Origin of the sequence: Aureimonas ureilytica, assembly GCF_001475935.1 — a bacterium.
Classification (GTDB): domain Bacteria; phylum Pseudomonadota; class Alphaproteobacteria; order Rhizobiales; family Rhizobiaceae; genus Aureimonas; species Aureimonas ureilytica_A.
Map to the genome: position 1 here is coordinate 184050 of NZ_LDQA01000021.1, position 20980 is coordinate 205029.

At 66.0% G+C, this 20980-nt stretch carries 15 protein-coding genes; 7 read left to right on the plus strand and 8 right to left on the minus strand.

Translation table 11 applies throughout. The annotated features are described in order from the left end of the window. Nucleotides 1-50: 50 nt before the first annotated feature. Nucleotides 51-2171 carry a GumC family protein gene (locus NS365_RS09605; protein ID WP_058600056.1) on the plus strand — a complete coding sequence of 707 codons (2121 nt, stop codon included), beginning with the start codon at nt 51-53 and terminating at the stop codon, nt 2169-2171. 416 nt (nt 2172-2587) lie between these two features. On the opposite strand, the gene NS365_RS09610 is transcribed toward NS365_RS09605, so the two are convergent. The 8 genes from NS365_RS09610 to NS365_RS09645 form a co-directional block, all read right to left on the minus strand. Next, complete coding sequence (locus tag NS365_RS09610; protein ID WP_058600057.1) at nt 2588-4570, minus strand: polysaccharide biosynthesis protein; 1983 nt, start codon at nt 4568-4570, stop codon at nt 2588-2590. Nucleotides 4571-4809: 239 nt separating this feature from the next. Continuing rightward, on the minus strand, nt 4810-6627 hold the full coding sequence (edd, locus tag NS365_RS09615; protein ID WP_058600058.1) for a phosphogluconate dehydratase: 1818 nt from the start codon (nt 6625-6627) through the stop codon (nt 4810-4812). Nucleotides 6628-6724: 97 nt separating this feature from the next. After that, the gene (gene pgl, locus NS365_RS09620) at nt 6725-7426 is read right to left on the minus strand and encodes a 6-phosphogluconolactonase (RefSeq protein WP_058600059.1); all 702 of its coding nucleotides are present in this window, start codon (nt 7424-7426) and stop codon (nt 6725-6727) included. A gap of 8 nt (nt 7427-7434) precedes the next feature. Next, a complete protein-coding gene (zwf, locus tag NS365_RS09625) occupies nt 7435-8913 on the minus strand; it encodes a glucose-6-phosphate dehydrogenase (RefSeq protein ID WP_058600060.1) in 1479 nt (492 codons plus the stop codon). Nucleotides 8914-9036: 123 nt separating this feature from the next. Continuing rightward, nucleotides 9037-11637, minus strand: coding sequence for an HWE histidine kinase domain-containing protein (locus tag NS365_RS09630; RefSeq protein WP_058600061.1), 2601 nt, complete (start codon nt 11635-11637; stop codon nt 9037-9039). Next, the gene (locus tag NS365_RS09635) at nt 11634-12257 is read right to left on the minus strand and encodes a biliverdin-producing heme oxygenase (protein WP_153003716.1); all 624 of its coding nucleotides are present in this window, start codon (nt 12255-12257) and stop codon (nt 11634-11636) included. Before NS365_RS09635 ends, NS365_RS09630 begins: the two co-directional genes overlap by 4 nt. Nucleotides 12258-12350: 93 nt before the next feature. Then, nucleotides 12351-13640, minus strand: coding sequence for an NAD(P)/FAD-dependent oxidoreductase (locus NS365_RS09640; protein WP_058600063.1), 1290 nt, complete (start codon nt 13638-13640; stop codon nt 12351-12353). A gap of 10 nt (nt 13641-13650) precedes the next feature. Next, nucleotides 13651-15174, minus strand: coding sequence for a glutamine synthetase family protein (locus NS365_RS09645; protein WP_244493421.1), 1524 nt, complete (start codon nt 15172-15174; stop codon nt 13651-13653). Between the two features lie 196 nt (nt 15175-15370). Here NS365_RS09645 and NS365_RS09650 point away from each other — a divergent pair, with 196 nt between their 5' ends. The 6 genes from NS365_RS09650 (at nt 15371) to NS365_RS09675 (ending at nt 20961) form a co-directional block, all read left to right on the plus strand. Further along, a complete protein-coding gene (locus NS365_RS09650) occupies nt 15371-16189 on the plus strand; it encodes an aspartyl/asparaginyl beta-hydroxylase domain-containing protein (protein WP_082640281.1) in 819 nt (272 codons plus the stop codon). Next, entirely contained in the window at nt 16186-16725 is a 540-nt protein-coding gene (locus tag NS365_RS09655) for a GNAT family N-acetyltransferase (RefSeq protein ID WP_082684524.1), read from the plus strand. Before NS365_RS09650 ends, NS365_RS09655 begins: the two co-directional genes overlap by 4 nt. Before the next feature lie 113 nt (nt 16726-16838). Then, nucleotides 16839-17930, plus strand: a complete 1092-nt coding sequence (locus NS365_RS09660) for a polyamine ABC transporter substrate-binding protein (protein WP_058600064.1) — start codon at nt 16839-16841, stop codon at nt 17928-17930. Between the two features lie 142 nt (nt 17931-18072). Beyond that, nucleotides 18073-19224: an ABC transporter ATP-binding protein gene (locus tag NS365_RS09665; RefSeq protein WP_058600065.1), complete on the plus strand. Its 1152-nt coding sequence runs from the start codon at nt 18073-18075 to the stop codon at nt 19222-19224. Nucleotides 19225-19235: 11 nt separating this feature from the next. Continuing rightward, nucleotides 19236-20138, plus strand: coding sequence for an ABC transporter permease subunit (locus NS365_RS09670; protein WP_058600066.1), 903 nt, complete (start codon nt 19236-19238; stop codon nt 20136-20138). 1 nt (nt 20139) lies between these two features. Continuing rightward, nucleotides 20140-20961 (plus strand): ABC transporter permease, encoded by an 822-nt coding sequence (locus tag NS365_RS09675; protein ID WP_058600067.1) that lies wholly within the window; start codon nt 20140-20142, stop codon nt 20959-20961. The last annotated feature ends 19 nt before the right edge of the window (nt 20962-20980 follow it).

Here is a 20980-nt window from a genome sequence, read left to right on the forward strand (position 1 = left end):
ATTCGCGGAGGTTTGGCCAAACCGTCCTCGTTGAGAACAGGCCCACCCGGATGTTCCATTCCGACACCCATGCTGAGAGCGTCTTCGCGGGCGAACGGCCGCGCCGGTCCAGGGCCGATGGGCAGACGTCGCTGTTCGATCCGGCTGTGCTGGCGAGCGGCATCTGGCAGCGACGCGGCTTCATCGTTCTGGCGACCGTGCTCGGCGTCGGGCTGGCCGGTGCCTATGCCTATTCCACGCCCAAAGCCTATACGGGCATCGCCCAGCTCGTGCTCGATCCGCGCGATCTCAACATCGTGCAGAACGACGTGACCTCGTCCCAGACGGGCATGAGCACGGACGGGACGCTGGCGCTGGTGGAAAGTCAGATCGCGGTGATGACCTCGAATTCGGTTCTGGAGCGCGTCGTCTCCCAGGCAGGCCTGACCGCCGATCCCGAGTTCAACGGCACGCGCGAGAGCCTGTTTTCCGGCGTCACCAGCCTCGTGAACGCCTTCCTCTCGTCCAACGAGGACGCGGTGATCCGCGATCGCCAGCTTTTGACGATCGCGAACCTCGCCAAGCACGTGAAGGCCGTGCGCAACGCCAATAGTTTCGTGATCAACCTGTCGGTGACCTCCGAGGACCCCGACAAGGCGGCGCGTCTCGCCAATCTGATCACCGAGAATTTCATCGCCGAGCAAGGCCGCGCCCAGTCGGAACTCGCGCGGCGCGCGACCACGGCCCTGTCCTCGCGCCTTGCCGAGCTGCGCCAGCGCGTCGTCGCCGCCGAAGATGCGGTGGAAGCCTACAAGGCCGACAACAAGCTCGTCGGCGTCGGCGGCCGGCTGATCGACGACGACTACATCACGCGCATCAACAGCCAGCTGGCCGATGTGCGCGCCCAGATCACCACGCTCGACGTGCGCGCCCAGTCGCTGCGCCGCGCCAGCTTCAGCGACGTGGTGGAGGGCTCCTTCCCCGAAGGGCTCAACTCCGAAACGCTGCAACGCCTGCGCCAGGCCTATACCGAAGCCACGCAGAGCGCCGCCGTTCTTGCCACGCGCCTCGGGCCCCGCCATCCCCAGCGTATCGGGGCGGACGAAGCCGTGACGGCGGCGCGGCGCGCAATCCAGAACGAGCTCGGCCGCATCGTCGCCTCGGCGCAGACGGAGCTTGCCCGCGCCCGCGATACCGAAGCCGATCTGAGCCGTCAGATCGACACGCTGCGCTCACGCCAGATCGAGACCAGCAGTTCCTTCGTGAAGCTTCGCGAGCTGGAGCGCGAGGTCGATGCCTCCCGCGCGGTCTACGAGGCCTATCTCCTGCGCACGCGCCAGACCAGCGAGCAGGAAAGCCTGAACACCGCCAATGTGCGCGTGATCTCCGAGGCGACGGTCCCGCTTCAGCCCTCCAGCCTGTCGCGCCGCATCGTCATGGCGGCCGGTGGTGTCGCTGGGCTCGGCGTCGGCATCATGCTGGCCGCGCTCGGCGCCATGCTCTCCATCCTGCGGGGCGGGGCTGGCAGCGCGCGCCGCGCCGAAGACGAACGGGGCGAGACGGAGCGTTTGGACGAAGGTTTCACCCTCCGGCGCGCCGAGGCCCCGATACCCGCCGCCGCAGACTGGTCGCTGCGCGGCTCGGCCACTGACTCGGAAACGCACGAGCCGATCCGCCGCGCTCAGGAGCCGTCCATCGTCTCGCCAGTCGATGCCGAAGATGAAGCGCCTCGCGCGTCGATCCGCGATGCGGGCGACGAACCTGGCGATGAATCCGAATTCGAGACGGCTCGGACAGCGCGGGAACAGGACGAGTTCAAGGGCGATCACGAAGCATTCGAGGACGAACACGAACACGCCGTCCATGCGCCGAGCGACCCGGAGTTCGACCTGAACGAGGGCGACCTCGACCGCCGCCGGGCCGAACTGCGCGAGCGCATCCGCGCCATCGGCCTTCGCCGCTCCGGCGTGCGTCGCTTCCAGCCGGCCGAGGAACTGGACGCGCCGAGTCTCGACGCCGCCCCGTCCGGCTTCGATGAAGCGTCCAAGCGTCTCGATGACCTCTCCGAGCTGGCTCAGCCCAACGAGCCCGCCAACCGGCCCATGGTCGAGGAAGCCGCCCGCGAGCGCATAAGCCTGACGATGACCGCCGCGCGCCAGCGTCGAAGCCTCCTGGTTCAGCCCTCGTCCTAAGGGCCTGTTCCGCGTCGCTTCCCTTTTGTTCCGCAATGACGCCCGACGATGAGCGCTTCCGCGCATCGTCGGGCGTCATCGCAAAGGGTCGTCGGGATCGTTTCGACGCTGCCGAAAGACCTGAGGCAGGCATCTCGCAGACCTGCCGCTGATCTCGGGAGCATCTCCGCGCAAAGAGCCTCGAACACCTTCGGTTCGTACAGGGAGACGAGGGGAGCCTGTCCCGCGCACAGCGGCGAGGCAAGGATCGGAGCAGGGGACGCGGCAAACTGATCCCGAATGTTTCGCAGCTGCCCGGCCCTTTGGAGGATCAAGCGCTCGGCGCTCGCTTCGCAGTCGGCCCCCACACGCTTCGTCGTCGCTTTGGGACGAGCGCCCCGACCGATCGGGACGCGAGGCCGCGACTGACAGCCGCCTCAATCTCCCGCCGGCGTTGGCGCATCGGGAGAGGCCAGACGCCGTGTCGAATGGCCCTCGATGGCGGCGGGGGGAAGCTCCGACAAGGGCGTGAACTCCGGCACGATCTGGCGCAGAACCGCGACGGCTCGCGCCGCGTCGCCCGCGCGAACGGCCTCTTCGGCCTCAGCGAAGCGATGCCGCAGGAGGTCGAGATCGCTGACGCGCGAGCGGGCGATCAAAAGCCCCGCGCGGCCCGTGCGCTCGCGCGTTTCGCCTTCGCCGAAGAGTTCCTCGTAGAGCTTCTCGCCCTTGCGCAGGCCGGTGTAGCGGATCGCGACATCGACATGCGGGCGCAGGCCCGCCAGCTGGATCAGCCGCTCGGCGAGTTCCGTGATGCGGATGGGCTCGCCCATGTCGAGAACGAAAATCTGCCCCTCGGCCGCGCCCGCGCCGAGCCCGTGGCCGGCGGCGTGGAGAATGAGGCGGGAGGCTTCGGGGATCGTCATGAAGAAGCGCGTGATGTCGGGATGGGTCACGGTCAGCGGCCCGCCGCGCGACAGCTGCGCCTGAAACAGCGGGATCACCGAACCCGCCGAGCCCATGACATTGCCGAAGCGCACGGTCATGAAGCGCGTGCCCGAGCCCGCAAGGTCGAGCGCCTGGCAATAGGCTTCCGCCGCGCGCTTGGTCGCGCCCATGACATTGGTCGGATTCACCGCCTTGTCGGTCGAGACCATGACGAAGGCCGTCGCGCCGCAGCTGAGCGCCGCGTTCGCGACATTGCGCGAGCCCAAAAGATTGGTCTCGATCCCCTCCAGCGGATTGTCCTCGACGATCGGGACATGCTTCAGCGCTGCGGCGTGAAAGATGACCTCCGGCCGCCACTCGGCAAAGAGGCGCGACACGCGGTCGGCCTGCCGGACATCCACGATCCGCTCCACCACCTCGACGCTGGGGTGGTGGACCTCCATGCGCTTGCCGATGGAGTAGAGATTGAACTCGTTGGCATCCACGAGGATCAGACGCCCCGGCGCGAAGGCGGCGATCTGGTTGACGAGTTCCGAGCCGATCGAGCCGCCCGCGCCGGTCACGGCGATGCAGCGGCCGCGAATGAGCCGCGCCACTTCCGCCGTGTCGAGCTCGACTTCGGTGCGCCCGAGAAGGTCTTCCAGCGAGACGGGCAGAGCCTCGATCGGCTTGTCGGCATCGACGCCGCCCGCGCGCGAAATATCCGGCAGGCGCTTCACGGCGATCTGGAACGGGGCGGCACTCTCCACCACGTGCGAGAGATCGGCGGGAGAGATGTTGGTCTGCGTGACGATGATCTGCGTGATCGGCGTCGCGCCGTGCTCGGCCTGCTGCACGACCTCGGGCAGATCGTCCAGCGCGCCGAGCACGCGCAGCCCGTGCAACTGGCGGCGGCGATTCTTGGCGAGCGGATCGATCAGGCCGACGATATGCGGGCTGTGATGCGAGCGGCGCGCGTTGCGGATGAAAAGATCGGCATTGTCGGAAAAGCCGTAGAGCAGGATATGTTGCGGGCGCTCGCGCGCCGAAGCCGTCTCGAAGAAGCGCTCCGACAGGCCGCGCTCCTTGTAGAGCCGGTAGGCAAGGCGTGGGCCGCCGAGACCGACGATCATGATGAACCAGGTCATGATGAAGGCCGAACGCGGGAAATACTCGCCCCGGAACAGGATGAAATTGGCAATCAGGAAGACGACGTTGATCGCCGTCGCGGCCTTCACGATCGATACGACGTCGAGCAGCGAGGCATAGCGCCACGCGCCGCTGTTGAGCGAGAAGAGCGGGAACATCGCGGCCGAGAGCGCCGTGAAGCCGCCGATCATCGCCCAGATCTGCCAGGAATGGGTGAGCGCGTAGGAATCGAAGGCCAGCGTCAGCGAGAGGCTGATGGCGAGCGCGGCCACCACCACGTCATGCACGATGCCGAACGAACGGAGCGATCCGCGCGGGAGCTTGATGCGGGACGAACGCGACATGCCGAATGAGCCCAATCTCTTCTCGAAGCGGAGATCGCTCCCGCCTCGCGCCTGCGGGGCGAAGCACTCGTCCGGTCCCGCACGCATTGCCTTCTCTGGCTCGGACGCGACAAAGGCCCGAGCGCGTAAGGCGGGCTCCAAAAGAGCCTAGCCTGACGCTTCGAGCCTTCGTCTAGCCTATTGCCGGCGAAAGAGGAAATCGCTCGGCGGATGCTTGTGGGTAACGCCCGATGGGGCGGTTAAAAAACGCTGGCGCCCCGGTCGGCCGGGCCGACCGCGCGGCGGAACACGGCGAACAGCTCGCGCCCGAGGCCGAACTCGTTAGCCGAGAGATCGGCTTCCGCGAGCGGCCGCGCGCCGAATTCGGTGGCATCCACCAGAACTTCCAGCGCGCCGGTCTCGCCGTCGAGACGGATCATGTCGCCGTCGCGGATGCGCCCGATCGCGCCGCCCTCGGCGGCTTCCGGCGTCACATGGATGGCAGCGGGAATCTTGCCCGAGGCACCGGACATGCGCCCGTCCGTCACCAGCGCCACCTTCTGCCCGCGATCCTGCAACACGCCGAGCGAGGGCGTGAGTTTGTGAAGCTCGGGCATTCCGTTCGACTTCGGCCCTTGGAAGCGCACCACGGCGATGAAATCGCCCGTCAGCTCGCCCGCCTTGAAGGCGCGCTGGAGATCGTCCTGATCGTGGAACACGCGGGCCGGCGCTTCCACCACGCGGCGCTCGGGCTTCACGGCGGAGACCTTGATGACGGCCTTGCCCATATTGCCGTCCAGCATCTTCAAGCCGCCATTGGGCGCGAAGGGCTGCTCGGGCGTCGTAAGAACCTTGGGATCGTGGCTGTGCTCGGGGGCGGGCACGCGGACCACCGAGTGCCCGTCCTCGCCCAGCCGCGCTTCGACCGTGTAGCCGCCGAGGCCCGTGCCCCAGGCCGTGCGCACGTCGTCATGCAGGAGGCCGTGCTTCAGGAGTTCCTGGATCAGGTAGCCCATGCCGCCGGCCGCCTGGAAATGGTTCACGTCGGCCGAACCGTTCGGATAGACGCGGGCGAGCAGCGGCGTGAGGTCGGAAAGTTCCGAGATATCGGCCCAGGTCAGCTGGATGCCGGCCGCCGCGGCGATGGCGACGAGATGCATCGTATGATTGGTCGAGCCGCCGGTGGCGTGAAGACCGATAACGCCGTTGACCACGGCGCGCTCGTCCACCACGAGGCCGGCGGGCGTGTATTCGTTGCCGAGCGCGGTGATCGAGAGGGCACGGCGCGTCGCCTCGCGGGTCAGCGCGTCGCGCAGCGGCGTGCCCGGATTGACGAAGGACGAGCCCGGCGTGTGCAGGCCCATGATCTCCATCAGCATCTGATTGGAATTGGCCGTGCCGTAGAAGGTGCAGGTGCCCGGCCCGTGATAGCTCTTGGACTCGGCCTCCAGCAGCGCGTCGCGCCCGACCTTGCCCTCGGCGTAGAGCTGGCGGATGCGGGTCTTCTCGTCGTTCGGCAGGCCCGTCGTCATCGGCCCGGCCGGCACGAAGATCGCCGGCAGATGGCCGAAGGTCAGGGCGGCGATGGCGAGGCCCGGCACGATCTTGTCGCAGACGCCGAGATAGACGGCGGCGTCATACATGTCGTGGCTGAGGCCGACGGCGGCCGACATGGCGATGATGTCGCGCGAGAAGAGCGACAGTTCCATGCCCGTCTGACCCTGCGTGACGCCGTCGCACATGGCGGGAACGCCGCCCGCGACCTGCGCCGTCGCGCCCATCTCTCGCGCCGTCTGGCGGATCATCTCAGGGTAGGTCTCGTAGGGCTGGTGGGCCGAGAGCATGTCGTTATAGGCGGTGATGATGCCGAGATTCAGCGTCTCGCTGCCGGTCAGGCGCTCCTTGTCGGTCGGCCCGCAGGCGGCGAAACCATGGGCGAGATTGCCGCAATGCAAGCGGTTGCGCCGGGGGCCGGCCGCGCCCTTGGCCTCGATGCGCGCGAGATAGGGCTCGCGCGTCGGCGCGGACCGCTCGCGGATACGAGCCGTGATCTCCTCGATGCGGGCAATGGCGGCCATGACGTCACCTCACTGGGTAGGGGCCGGCGCTTGCTTCACGCGTCGGCCCGGAACGAATGGCCCGGCGCGGACCCCGCACCAGGCAAGGATCGGCTCTTCAGGGAGCCCAGAAGACCTGGATCGGCTCTTGGCGCGGCGCTCGCAGCATGGCGCGCACCGGCATGTCCTCGACCGGGCCATCCTCCAGGGCGCGCTCCAGCACCACCTGCTTTTCCTCACCCTCGATATGAAGCGCCAGGAAACGCGCGTCGGCAAGCCGGGACAGCGTCAAGGTGATGCGAGGCTCGCCCGCGCCGGGCGCCTCGATGGCGATCACCGCCTCCGGGTTGGCCGGGTCGATTGCCGCCGCCAGACGGTTGCCGCCGGGGAAGAAGGAGGCCGTGTGCCCGTCCGTGCCCATGCCGAGGATCACGACATCGAAGGGGCGCTGGAACGCGCCGAACTTCTGCGACAGTTCGCCCACCGCCTCCAGCGCGTCCAGCCCCTCGATATAGAAGGGCTCGAGATGCGCCGCCGAAGCCCGGTCGCGCAGGAGATTGTCCCGCACGAGGGCCGCGTTGGACCGATCGGAGGTTTCGGGCACCCAGCGCTCGTCCACGAGGACGACCGTCACCCGGGACCAGTCGATGTCGGTCGAGGCAAGGTGTCGGAACAGGAGCTTGGGCGTCGAGCCGCCGGACACGGCGAGAACCGCCGAACCCTGCGTGGCGATGCCGCCGGCCAGAACCGCCGCGATGCCGCCGGCCAAAGCCTCGGCCAGCGCGTCGCGCGTGGGATAGTCGTGACGTTTGATCGTCATGGCCCCGCTCAATCCGGCTCGTGCCAGGTGCGCCCGTCACGCTCGATCAGCGCGATCGAGGAGGACGGACCCCAGGTGCCCGAGGTGTAGCCTTGCGGCTTCATGCTGCGCTCTTCCCAGGCCTTGAGGATGGGGTCGACCCATTCCCACGCGGCCTCGACCTCGTCGCGGCGCATGAACAGCGTCTGGTTGCCCCGGATCACGTCCATGAGAAGACGCTCATAGGCGTCCGGGTTGCGGACATGGAAGCTCTCGGCGAAGGTCATGTCCAGCGGGACATGGCGCAGGCGCATTCCGCCGGGGCCGGGATCCTTGATCATCAGCCATTGCTTCACGCCTTCGTTGGGCTGAAGGCGCATGACGAGCTGGTTCTGCTGGACGTGACCGGCGGCGTTGTCGAAGATCGAATGCGGGATCGGGCGGAAGGTGACGACGATCTCGCTCATGCGCTCCGACAGGCGCTTGCCCGTGCGGATATAGAAGGGCACGCCGGCCCAGCGCCAATTGTTGATTTCGGCCTTGATGGCGACGAAGGTCTCGGTGTCGCTGGTCGGCTCGCCGAGGTCTTCCAGATAGCCCTTCACCGCGCCGCCATTGGACGCACCGGCCTTGTACTGGCCGCGCACGGTGACGTGTTCGACGTTGCTGGCGTCGATGCGCTTGAGCGAGCGCAGGATCTTCAGCTTCTCGTCGCGCAGCGCGTCGGCGTCCATAGCCGAAGGCGGCTCTAGCGCCACGAGGCAGACGAGCTGGAGAATGTGGTTCTGCACCATGTCGCGCATGGCGCCGGCCGTGTTGTAATAGCCCGCGCGCCCTTCCAGACCGACGCTTTCGGCGACCGTGATCTGCACGTGATCCACGAAGGCCGAGTTCCAGAGCGGCTCGTAGAGCATATTGGCAAAGCGCAGAGCCATGAGGTTCTGCACGGTTTCCTTGCCGAGATAATGGTCGATGCGGAAGACCTGATCTTCGCGGAAATGCTCGCCGATCAGCGCGTTCAGGCGCTTGGCGGACTCGAGGTCGCGCCCGACCGGCTTTTCGACCACGAGGCGCGTGCGGTCGTTGGACAGGCCCAGCGTGTTGATATGCGAGGCGATGTCGGCGAAGAGCGAGGGGCTGACCGCCATGTAGAAGGCGCGGATGCGATTGTCTTCGGCTTCGTCCAGAAGCGACTTCAGCTCGGCCCAGCCCGCATCGCCCTTCACGTCCACCTGACGGTAGAAGAGGCGCGACAGGAAGCGCTCGACCGCCTCCGGGTTGCGGTCCCCGGCGGCGACGAAGGAGTCCAGCGCCTTGCGGGCGAAGTCGCGATAGGCCTCGTCCGACAGCGCGGTGCGCGACGCGCCGATGATTCGAGCCCCTAGCGGAATCTGCCCGTCGAGGTCGCGATGATAGAGGGCGGGCAGGAGCTTACGTTCGGCGAGATCGCCGTTGCCGCCAAAGACGATGTAGTCGAAAATCTCGACAGGAATGATCTGGCTGGACACGAAATCGACATCTCCTCAAGGGCGCCCGCCGGTCGCGGCCTCGGACAGGCTATAATCTAATCGATTTAACAAGAAAAGCCGAGCCGGGCCGTCCGGGAGGACGATCTGGTCGCGACGAACGGTTCATCCGTTTCTTGCCCTGGTGACGGCTTGGGCGATGGCCTGCACCAGTTCGCGCGCATCAAACGGCTTCTTGATGGTGCCAGCCTTGGCTGCGTCCTCGGGCAATTCGATTTGTTCGCCATAGCCGGTGACGAACACGAAGGGGATCTTGCGGCGTGTGAGGTCGGGCACGAGGGCGAAGCTGGTCTCGCTGCCGAGATTGACGTCGAGCAGCGCCACATCGACCTCGTGCAGGTCGAGAAGTTTGCGCGCGTCCGCCACGCTCGCCGCGCCATGCACCTCCAACGCCCCATGATCCATCAGGAGCTGCTCGGCGTCGAGCGAGATGATCATGTTGTCCTCGACCATCAAGGCGCGAAGACCTTCAAGACTGTCGAGGTTGGACGCGGACGACATGGTCACGAGCTCCTTGGATGCGGCAGCGGCGGAGGACGGGAGCGGGGCGATGGCCACGAGATGAAACACCTGCGACGGCAGGCGGAAGCGCGCGCACAGGCCCGACAGGCGGAAATCCAGTTCGGCCTCGCCTCCGAGATCGTGCGGGATCGAGCGCTCGATGATGGTGGAGCCGAAGCCGCGCCGTTTGGGCGCGGGCACGGGTGGGCCACCGTTCTCGATCCATTCGATATGGCAGGCCCCGTCCTCTCCGATCCGCCAGATCACGCGCACGCTGCCCGAGGAGTCGGACAGCGCGCCATATTTGGCGGAATTGGTGACAAGCTCATGAAACACGAGGGCTAGCGTCGAGAAGGCCATGGCCTCGACATAGACATCCGGCCCTTCCAGATGCACGCGATCCTGCTTGGCGCCGATATAGGCCATCACCTCCGTGCGCACGATGTCCTGAAGGGACGTGGAGGAGAACTGCTCGCTGGTGATCTGGTCGTGGGCGCGGGCCAGCGCCTGGATTCGCCCGCCGATGATGCGGGCGAAACTGTCCACATCCGCCGCGCTCGGCTTGGACTGGACCACCAGCGCGCGGATCAGACTGAGAATGTTGCGCACCCGGTGGTTCAATTCGGCGATCAGCAGTTCCTGGCGCTGGGCGGCCAGATGCTGCTGGCGCTCGCTTTCCTCGTTGAAGCGCAGGAGCACTTCCAGAATCGAGACGCGCAGGGATTCGCCCGCCCTCAGCTCGCTCTCGGTCCAAGGCAGCGACTTGCCGACCACGGTTTCCTTCCAGGCCTCGAAGCTCTTGCGCGGGGTCAGCCGCGCGCCGTTCGGCCCGATCATCCGCTCCTTGGTCTTGGGATCGCCGGCCCAGTTCACGGTCTGCACGATCTCGCGGCGGAAGAAGAGGATATAGTCGCGCGGCGAGCGCGAAATCGGAATGGCCAGAACGCCGGACACGCGGCTCCTGTAGTCGGCGGCCGGCGGATGGAAGGTCGAAAGCTCGTCGGTGGCATAGATGCGCCCCGACCCCGCGCGGTTGAGAAAGCGCGTCAGGGACTGCAATTCCTCGCGCGACAGGCCGGTGCCGTGGGTCTTCTCTTCGCCCTTGGCCCAGACGACGAAGCCGTCGCAGGGCACCATCTCGCGCATGTCCTCGGCGAAATCCGAGATCGTCTCCAGCGAGGGCGAGGCGGCGACGAGCTTGGCGATGAAGCGGTCGTGCAGATCGCGCGCCACTTCGTCGATCCGCTTGGCCTCCTTGTAGAGACGTCCGTCGATGATCAGCGCCACCATCTGCCCGAACAGCTCGGTCGCGCTGCGGATCTCCATGGTGAGATAGCGCGGGGCGTAGTGATGGAGCGCGAACAGGCCCCAGAGCTTGCCGTCGATCACGATCGAAATCGACATGGAGGCGGAGACCCCCATGTTGGAAAGATATTCGATATGGATGGGCGAAACGCTGCGCAGAACCGAGAGGGAGAGGTCCAGCGGGCGCCCGTGCGGATCGAGCTCGGGCAGCACCGGCACCGGCACCGCGCCGACATCGGCGATGATGCGGATCTGGTTCTGGACGTAGAGACGCCGGGCCTGAACCGGAATGTCGGCGGCCGGATAGTTGAGGCCCAGAAACGAGCCGAGGCCCGAGCGCACGGATTCGGCCACCACCGAGCCCGCGCCGGACGAGGCGAAGCGATAGAGCATCACGCGGTCGAAGCCGGTGATGCCGCGCAACTGGCGCACGCATTCGCGGTAAAGCCCTTCGAGCCCCTCGGTGCGTTGAACGCGCGAGATCATGCTCTTGATGAGCGCGCCGGGATTGATGCCGGAGGCGCGCGTCGCGGGCTCGGCCTCGATCACGATCGTTCCGCTGGAGACGTGGATCGCCACGTCGAAGGTGCGCCCGTCGTTGAACAGGTCGAAGCCGAACAGGCGCTCCACACCATCGCTGGACGAGAGGATCTGAAGCCGGCCCCGAATGGCATGAACCGACGTCTCGGGGAACAGCGAGAGAAGCGGCTCGCCCAGAAGCGCGTCCGGCTCGCGGTCCACGAAGGCGGGCAGATTGGCCGACACGCGTTCGATCAGCCAATCCATCGACGCGCCGACCAGAAAGCCGAAATTCTGGATGCAGCCCAGGAATTGGATCGGCTCGCGATCGCAATTGGTCAGATCGACCTCGTGGTCCCGCGGGGCTCTGAGATTGCTCAAGAGATCGTCATCCTGGTCCGTGCGCCCTCGGCCAGAGCGCGGAAATGGCGAAACGTGCGGTTGGCCGCCTCGATCGTGCTGTCGGCCTCGTCCGTGGATGGCGATTGCGCGTTCATGAAGGCCAGCAGGCGGCGAAACGGCTCGGGATCGCTGGAGGCTTCGAGATAGTGGACCGGCCGATCGGCACCCGGCGCCTGCCGGCGCAAGGCCTTCAAGAGGAACCCCGCGCCCAGGCGCGACCCTTCCAGGACATAGGCCATGCCCAGCGCTTCGAACAGGTTCGGGGTCTGCACCGCGAAGGCGGGGCCGGACCATGCGGGCAGGCGCAGCGCCGTGCAGTCGGCCTCCAGCGCGTCGAGCCGCCCATCGACCTGCCATGCGCCGTCGCGCATCTGCGCGAGAGGGCTGGCCAGAAGTGCGGGCTCCAGCGCCGCATGGCCGGCGCGGTTGGTCAGGAGGAAGCGGGCGTAGAGGTTCTCGGCGCCCGGTTGCAGCATGTCGGCGAACTCGGCGTCGAGCGCTTCGTGCGCGGCGCGTGTTTCCGCGCGCAGGCGATCTCGCAACCGCGGGGCGGATGTCGGCTCCGTTGCACAGGCATCACGGGTCGCTTCGCTCGGCAAGGCTCGTCCTCGAAACAGGGGCGACCAAAGCCGCGTCAGTTTCACTGTAATTGGAGCGAACTGTTGTCTGGTGCAAGACACAAGCGCATCTCGTCAAAAACGATCGCGCAACGCGTACCACGTCATGGCGAGGAACAGGAGCGGCGCGCGAAGGGCGGTTCCACCCGGAAAGGCGGGAATGCGCAGCGCCTCCAACTCGGCCAACCGATCCTGGTTGCCCAGCACCCTTTCGGCATAAAGCCGGCCTGTGTAATGCGATAGAAGCACGCCATGGCCCGAGAACCCGCCGATCACGGTCAGTCCGGGCTGCGGACTTGCGACATAGGGCATGCGCGGCAGGGTGACGCCGACCGACCCGCCCCAGCCATGGGTGAACCGGACATCGGAGAGATGCGGCCAGATCGAGACGACTTGTTTTCGTATCTGGCTAACGATATCCCCTTCCGCAGAGGAATAGGCTTCCCGGCCGCCGAACAGGAGGCGGTTGTCCGGCGTCTTGCGGAAATAGCGCACGACGAAGCGGGAATCGTCGGCGGCCTCGTTTCCGGGCAGGATGCGGTCCGGCTCGGCCAAAGGCTCCGTTGCGGCGATAAAGGAGCGGATCGGCATGACATGAGCGGCATTACCCCGGTCGAGCGTGCCGCCATGCGCGTTGACGGCCAGAAGCGCGCGCGCCGCGCGCACCGTGCCGAAGGGCGTTTCCGCTTCGATCCGACCGCCTTGGTGGGTGATCTTCGTCACCGGCGTCTCCTCGAAGAGACGCGCGCCGGCGCGTGCGGCCGCCCGGCCCGTGCCGACCAGCAACTTCATCGGGTGGAGATGGCCCGTACCGGTGTCGAGAAGGCCGGCGTGATAAGCCGGCGAGCCGAGACGCTCGGCCGCCTCGGCTTGGGTCAAGAAGCGCGCATGGGGATAGCTGTAGCGCTCGGCCAAGATGTCGGCGTGGCGGCGATAGCTCTCGATATAGCGCCTTTTATGAACCAGCGAGAGCTGGCCGGGGCGATAGTCGGCTTCGATGTCGCGCGTCGCCATCATCTCGTGGAGATGGGCCTTGGCATCCTCCGCCATCTGGAAAAGCTGGCGCGAGCGCTCCAGCCCGATGTCCGCTTCAAGGTCCTCCGGCCATTGCCGCTGGCCCGTGCCGAACTGGCCGCCATTGCGCCCGGAGGCGCCGTCGCCCAGCCTGGCTGCCTCCAGAAGCGCGACGCTGACGCCGCGCTCGGCCAGATGCAGCGCCGCCGACAGGCCCGTGAAGCCGCCGCCGACGATCAGCGTATCGACGTTGAGCGAGCCGTCGAGCCGGGCATAGCGCGGGCGCTCGCCCACTGAGTCCTCGTACCATGAGCGGCCGGGCGAGAGGGGGGACTGGTAGGGCGCGCTCATCGAGGCCCCCTTAGACATTGAGCAGAAGGAATTCGCGTTCCCAGGGGCTGATCACCTGCATGAAGGTTTCGAACTCGCCGCGCTTGATCCCGGCATAGGTGCCGACGAATTCGCGGCTGAACACGTCGTGGAACGCTTCCTCCGCCTCGAAGGCGGCGACCGCCTCCAGAAGACCGCGCGGCAGCGAGATCACCCCGTCCTCGTTGACGGTGCGGTCGGTGGGCTGGTCGGGCTCGACGCCGTTGACCATGCCGAGCCAGCCGCAGGCGAGTGAGGCGGCAAGCGCGAGATAGGGGTTCGTATCGGAGGAGGGCAGGCGGTTTTCGACGCGCCGCGACGAGGCGTCGGAGGTCGGCACGCGAAACGCCGTGGTGCGGTTGTCGTAGCCCCAGGCATTGTTGGTGGGGGCCGACATGCCATGGGTCAGCCGGCGGTAGGAGTTCACATAGGGCGCCATCATCACGAGCGCCGCCGGCACGTAGCGCTGCATTCCGCCCAGGAAGTGGAAGAAGAGCGGCGAGGGGCCGCCATCCTTCAGCGAGAAGACGTTGTGCCCGTGTTTGCGGTCCACCACCGACTGGTGGATATGCAGCGCCGAGCCCGGCTGGCCCTGGATCGGCTTGGCCATGAAGGTGGCGTAGATGTCGTGCTTGAGCGCCGCTTCGCGGATCGTGCGCTTGAACATGAAGACCTGATCGGCCAGCTCGACCGGATCGCCATGGCGCAGGTTGATTTCGAGCTGGGCCGCGCCGTCCTCGTGGATCAGCGTGTCGATCTCCAGCCCTTGCGCGTCCGAGAAGTGGTAGATGTCGTCGATCAGCTCGTCGAACTCGTTGACGCCGCCGATCGAATAGGCCTGCCCGCCGGAAATCTGCCGGCCCGAGCGGCCGATGGGCGGGGTCAGCGGATAGTCGGGATCGACATTCTTCGAGACGAGATAGAACTCGATCTCGGGCGCGACGATCGGCGTCCAGCCCCGCTCGTGATAGAGCGAGACGACGCGCTTCAGCACGTTGCGCGGGGTGTAGGCCACGGCCTCTCCCGCCGTGTCCACGAGATCGCAGATGACCTGCGCCGTCGGATCGGTTTCCCAGGGCACGGCCGAAAGCGTCGAGAGATCGGGCACCAGCTTCAGGTCGCCGTCATTGGGCGAATAGCGGAACTCGCCCGTCTCGTCCGGGTATTCGCCCGAGATCGTGTGCATGAAGAGCGCCGAGGGCAGGGCCAGCGAGGTGTTGCCGGTGAACTTCTTGCCCGGCATCATCTTGCCGCGCGCAACGCCGGCCAGATCGGGCGTGATGCATTCGACATCCTCGATGCCGCGCGCGCGCAGCCATTCGCCGGCTTCCGCCATGGAGCGCACGCCGCGCCGCGCATCCAGAAAATGCGGTCGCTCGGGCTGCGGCTCGCGGCGCGTCAGGCCGATGCGCCCGCCCGCTCCGGCGGGTTCCGTCGTCCGGCGCTTGGGCTTGTCCCGCTTGATCTTGGACGGGAACGCCTGCTCGGGTTTGGGAGGCCGTGTGCGATCTGCCATGCGATCCTGCGCGGAATTGTCGATCCCTCGACCATAGCGGGCTCCCTCTCGCCCGAAAAGCGCCCTCGACCACGAGAAAGCGCCCCTCGACCATGAGAAGGCACTGGAAAAGCCGGTTTCGATGCGGCACAGCCGGTTTTGTCATGGAAATGACATTGAAGCTGCTATCTCAGGGGAAAGCCGCCAAGTGGCGGGCATGGAGGCCGCATTCGCGGTGAAGCGCATGACCGATACGAGCCAGCAGAAGCTGAAGACCGAAGGCCTCGAAGACACGATGTCGCGCGCCGGGACGGCCGCGCGCATGGTGCAGAAGCTCGTGGACGGGGCCGAAAGCCTCAATCTCAGGCACTCTGCGGTCGGCAATCCGGCGGTCTATCCGACCGACGCCTTCCCCTGGGCGCGCGAAGTGGAGCGCGAGTGGCACCTGATCCGCGCAGAGCTGGACAAGGTTCTGGTGCGCAAGGGCGACCTGCCGGCCTTTCACGAGATTTCTTCGGAAGTGCGCTCGATCTCGTCCGACAAGAACTGGAAGACCTTCTTTCTCTGCGGCTACGGCATCAAGTCGGAAGAGGCGATCCGTCAGTGCCCCGAGACCTGGCGCATCCTCCAGAAGATCCCGGGCATGAAGTCGGCCATGTTCTCGATCTTCGAGCCGGGCAAGCATCTGCCGCCCCATCGCGGCCCCTATAATGGCGTGTTGCGCTTCCATCTCGGCCTCGTCGTGCCGCCTGAGCCCGACAAGATCGGCATTCGCGTGTCGGACCAGACCTGCCATTGGGAAGAGGGCAAGGCGTTGATCTTCGACGACGCCTACGAACACGAGGCCTGGAACCATTCCGACAAGGTGCGCGTGGTGCTCTTTGTGGATTTCGAGAAGCCGCTGCGATTCCCCGCCAATCTCACCAACAAGGCGGTGCTCAATCTTGCCATGTTCACGCCCTTCATTCGCGAGGGCTACAAGGCGCACAAGGCCTGGGAGAAGATGTTCTACGGCGAAGGGCGCAAGCACAGATGAGCGAAGCGGCGGCGGCAGGGCTGGCGGTCGTCTGGCGAGCCATGACAACGGGCGATGTCGCCGATGTCATGGCGGTCGCCGATATCGTGCATCCGACCTTCCCGGAAGGGGCTCACGTCTATCACGACCGACTGGCGCTCTTCCCGGAAGGCTGTCTCGTGGCTGCCCTTCCGGACGGGCGGATCGTCGGCTACGCACTCGCCTATCCCGCCCCCCTCGGCGCGCCGCCCCCGCTCGACACAATGCTCGGCGCGCTTCTGCCCGAGGCCGACGCTCTCTACATCCACGATGTCGCGATCCTGCCGGACTGGCGCGGCCGGCGTCTGGCGGACGCGGCCGTTGCCCATGTTCTGAGCCTCGCCGATGGCGCGGTCATGCCCGTCATGCTGGTGTCCGTTTATGGGACAGCACCTTACTGGAGCCGTTTCGGCTTCGCCCCACCCTCGCTGGCGCTCGAGCCGGAAAAGCTCGCGACCTATGGCGAGGGTGCAGTCTACATGATCCGGCCGCCGCTGGCGCCCAACCCGGCTGCGTGAAAAAGAGACAAGCGTCGAAATTCGGCACAGGGGCTAGGAATCACGGACTGGCTTGTCGATATTGGCCGCGCCGCCGAGGTGGCTGCCTTGATCGCATGAAAAGGTCCGACCCGATGAGACACACCGCCCTGTCCCTTGGACTGGCTTTGGCCGCACTGACCGCAGGCGGTGCCGCCGCGCAGGAAAAAGTTCTCAACGTCTACAACTGGTCGGACTATATCGACACGTCGATCATCGACGACTTCACCAAGGAAACCGGCATCCGCGTCGTCTACGACGTGTATGATTCCAACGAGATCCTGGAAACGCGGCTTCTGGCGGGGGGCAGCGGCTATGACGTCGTGGTGCCTTCGGCCGAATACATGCTGCGCCAGATCCAGGCCGGCGTGTTCCAGAAGCTCGACAAGTCGAAGCTGCCGAACCTGTCCAACATGTGGCCGGTCGTGACCGAGCGCGTCGCCGCCTACGACCCGGACAATGCCTATTCCGTCAATTACATGTGGGGCACGACGGGCGTCGGATACAACATCCAGAAGGTCAAGGAGCTGCTGCCCGACGCGCCCTTGAACTCCTGGGCGCTGGTGTTCGACCCGAAGAACGCCGAAATCCTGTCGAAATGCGGCATCGACATGCTGGACGCGCCGGGCGAGATCATGCCGGCCGCCCTCAGCTATCTCGGCCTCGACCCGAGCGCGTCGGACGCTGAATCCATCGGCAAGGCCGAGGCGCTGCTGATGAAGGTGCGCCCCTATATCCGGCGCTTCCATTCCTCCGAATATATCAACGCGCTCGCCAATGGCGACATCTGCGTGGCGGTCGGCTTCTCGGGCGACGTGTTCCAGGCCCGCTCCCGCGCCAAGGAGGCGGGGCGCGGCGTCGAGATCGGCTATTTCATCCCCCACGAGGGCACGATGATGTGGTTCGACCAGATGGCGATTCCCAAGGACGCGCCGCATGTGGACGCCGCGCACCAGTTCATCAACTACATGATGCGCCCGGAAGTGGCGGCCAAGGCGACGAATTTCGTCAGCTACGCCAATGGCAATCTCGCCTCGCAGAAGTTCATCGACCCTTCGATCCTGAACGACACCTCGATCTATCCCGACGAGGCGACGCTGAAGACGCTCTATGTCAAGAAGCCCTATGACGCCCGCGCCCAGCGCATGGTGACGCGTGCTTTCACCACGGTCAAAACCGGGCAGTAAGCTGCGGGGCGATTCTTCGAAGCAGAAGGGGGCCGGCGATGCGGGCCCTTGGCCTTCATTCATAGCGGCGCGGGCAGGGGGAGAACCCTTCCTGCGCCGTTCTCTCAGACAAGTCGGCGCGGGGCGCAGTTCGGGGTTCACAATGGCTACGGCACCCAAGGCTTTCGGCAATATTCGCCGCTCGTTCGATCCGTGGAACGACCCCAAAGCGACGCCGCTGATCGAGTTCGATCGTATTTCCAAGCGCTTCGGCACGTTCAACGCCGTGGACGATCTCAGCCTCAAGATCTATCCGCGCGAGTTCTTCACGCTGCTCGGGCCGTCGGGCTGCGGCAAGTCTACGCTGCTGCGGATGCTGGCGGGCTTCGAGGAGCCGACATCGGGCGATATCAGGCTGGGCGGCGAGAGCCTGAAGGGCGTGCCGCCCTATCGCCGGCCGCTCAACATGATGTTCCAGTCCTACGCCCTGTTCCCGCACATGAGTGTCGAACAGAACATCGCCTTCGGCCTCAAGCAGGATGGCATGGCCAAGGGCGAGATTCGCGACCGCGTGGCCGAGATGCTGAAGCTCGTGAAACTGGACGCCTATGGCAAGCGCAAGCCGCAGCAGCTTTCGGGCGGCCAGCAGCAGCGCGTGGCGCTGGCCCGCTCGCTCGCCAAGCGGCCCAAGGTCCTGCTTCTAGACGAGCCGTTGGGCGCGCTCGACAAGAAGCTGCGCGAGGAAACCCAGTTCGAGCTGATGGACCTCCAGCAGGAACTCGGCCTCACCTTCGTGATCGTGACGCACGACCAGGAAGAGGCGATGACCATGTCCGACCGCATCGCCGTGATGCGTGCCGGCAAGCTCTGCCAGGTGGCGACGCCCGCCGTGATCTACGAGGCGCCGAACTCGCGCTATGTCGCCGATTTCGTCGGCAATATTTCCTTGATCGAGGGCGTGGTGGAAAGCGGCTCGGGCGGCCTGGTGCGGCTTGCCACCGATGTCGGCGTCATCGAGACGGAAAGCGCCACGACGGTCGCCCCCGGCGACAGTGCAGCCTTTGCCGTGCGCCCCGAAAAGATGCGCCTGTCGCGCCGCCCGCCGAGCGATATCGGCGTCAACGCGCTTCGCGGCGTCGTCTGGGACATCGCCTATCTCGGCGACGTCACGCTCTTCAACGTCAAGCTCGAAAACGGCGCGCTCGTGCGCTCCACGGTCATCAACGCCTCGCGCGTGGCGGACGAGCAGATCGCCTGGGAGGAGGAGGTCTGGCTCACCTTCGAGCGCGACGCCGGCGTGCTTCTGGTGCAGTGAGGAGCGAAGCCATGGCCTCTCGTATCCTGCGAGCGAACTGGTGGAAGGGGGCCGTGATCGGCATTCCCTATCTCTGGCTGCTGGTCCTGTTTCTCGTCCCCTTCTTCATCGTCCTGAAGATTTCGCTGTCGGAAACGGCGATCGCCCAGCCGCCCTATCTGCCGGTCTTCGACTGGAGCAGCCTGTCGGGTCTGGTCGCGACGCTGAAGAAACTTGGCACGCAGAGCTATCAATTCCTGATGGAGGACCCGCTCTATCTGAACGCCTACCTCTCCAGCCTGAAGATCGCCGCGATCTCGACCGTGCTGACGCTACTGGTCGCCTATCCCCTGGCCTATGCCATGTCGCGCGCGCCGGGCGGGCTGCGGCCCGTTCTGGTGATGCTGACGGTTCTGCCCTTCTGGACGAGCTTTCTGATCCGCGTCTATGCCTGGATCGGCATCCTGCGCAACGAGGGCTATCTGAACCAGTTCCTGCTCTGGACCGGGCTCATCGACACGCCGCTCACGATCCTCAACACCAACAACGCCGTCTATATCGGCATCGTCTATTCCTATCTGCCCTTCATGGTTCTGCCGATCTATGCCAGCCTCGAGCGGCTCGACCCGCGCCTTCTGGAGGCGGCGGGCGATCTCGGCTGCACGCCGCTCTGCGCGTTCTGGCGCGTCACCTTTCCCTTGTCGCTGCCGGGCGTTCTGGCCGGCGCGCTGCTGGTCTTCATTCCGGCGGTCGGCGAATTCGTGATCCCCGATCTCCTGGGCGGCTCGCAGACGCTGATGATCGGCAAGACGCTCTGGGACGAGTTCTTCACCAATCGCGACTGGCCGGTCGCCTCGGCGGTCGCGGTGCTGCTGCTTCTGGTTCTGGTCGTGCCGATCACGCTGTTCCAGCGGCTCCAGGCGAGGCAGGGCTGACATGAAGCGCGGTTTCTCCACCTTCAATCTGGTTTCGCTGGTTTTCGGCTTCGCCTTTCTCTACCTGCCGATCCTGCTTCTGGTGATCTATTCCTTCAACGCCTCGCAGCTCGTCACGGTCTGGGGCGGGTTCTCGACGCGCTGGTACGCCTCGCTCCTGAACAACCGGCTGTTTCTGGATGCGGCCTGGGTGACGTTGCGCGTGGCGCTGCTTTCGGCCACGCTCGCCACCATTCTCGGCACGCTGGCCGCCATGGCGCTGGTGCGCCATCCCCGCTTCGTCGGGCGCACCTTGTTTTCGGGCATGGTCTTCGCACCGCTGGTCATGCCGGAGGTCATCACCGGCCTGTCGCTGCTCCTGCTCTTCGTTGCGATCGATTTCGACCGGGGCTTCTGGACCGTGACGGTCGCCCATACGACGCTGACCATGTGCTTCGTCGCGGTGGTCGTGCAGTCGCGCCTCGTGTCCTTCGACCGTTCGCTGGAAGAGGCAGCGCAGGATCTGGGCTGCCCACCTGCCAAGGCCTTCGTGCTCATCACCTTGCCTGTCATCTGGCCGGCCGTCGCGGCGGGCTGGATGCTGGCCTTCACGCTCTCGCTGGACGATCTCGTGATCGCGAGCTTCACGTCCGGCCCCGGCGCGACGACGCTGCCCATGCGCATCTACAGCCAGGTGCGCCTCGGCGTGACACCGGAGATCAACGCCATCTCCACGATCATGATCGCCGTCGTCGCCCTCGGCGTCATCCTCGCCGCGCTGTTCAACCGGCGGCAGGAGACACGGCGACGCGCCGACGAGCGGCTCGCCAGTCAGGACATCTGACAAGTCCAAACGAAAGAGC